This window comes from Bacillus sp. VA15 (assembly GCF_055721145.1).
In genome coordinates this window covers 1-724 of the sequence record NZ_JBVQPQ010000019.1, presented here as the reverse complement: position 1 = coordinate 724, position 724 = coordinate 1, and the positions used below count along the sequence as shown (strand labels likewise).

At 59.8% G+C, this 724-nt stretch carries 1 protein-coding gene; it reads left to right on the top strand.

Annotated elements, in window-relative coordinates:
- A partial coding sequence (locus AC0DBE_RS21490) for an MFS transporter (protein ID WP_472963718.1) occupies window positions 1-724 on the top strand: 724 nt, incomplete at both ends.

Here is a 724-nt window from a genome sequence, read left to right as displayed (position 1 = left end):
GGCCGTAAGGTCACGCTGGTGGCCTCGCTGCTGACGATGGGGATCTCCACCGTCGCTATCGGCTTGCTGCCTACCTACGAAACCATTGGTATTCTGGCCCCGATGCTGCTGGCGCTGGCGCGTTTTGGTCAGGGTCTGGGGCTGGGCGGTGAATGGGGGGGTGCGGCGCTGCTGGCCACGGAGAACGCACCGGCACGCAAACGCGCGCTGTACGGTTCATTCCCGCAGCTTGGCGCACCGATTGGCTTCTTCTTTGCGAACGGGACTTTCCTGCTGCTCTCCTGGCTGCTGACGGACGAACAGTTCATGAGCTGGGGCTGGCGTATTCCGTTCGTCTTCTCCGCCGTGCTGGTGCTGATTGGCCTGTATGTCCGCGTGTCGCTTCACGAAACGCCGGTTTTCGCTAAAGTTGCCGCCGCGAAAAAACAGGTAAAAGTGCCGCTGGGTACGCTGCTGACTAAACACGTCCGCGTGACGGTACTGGGCACGTTTATCATGCTCGCGACCTACACGCTGTTCTATATCATGACGGTCTACTCAATGACGTTCAGCACCGCCGCCGCGCCGGTTGGGCTCGGCCTGCCGCGTAACGAAGTGCTGTGGATGTTGATGATGGCGGTCATTGGGTTTGGCGTCATGGTGCCGATTGCCGGCCTGCTGGCGGATAAGTTTGGTCGTCGCTCAAGCATGATTGTTATCACCACGCTGATCATTCTGTTTGCCC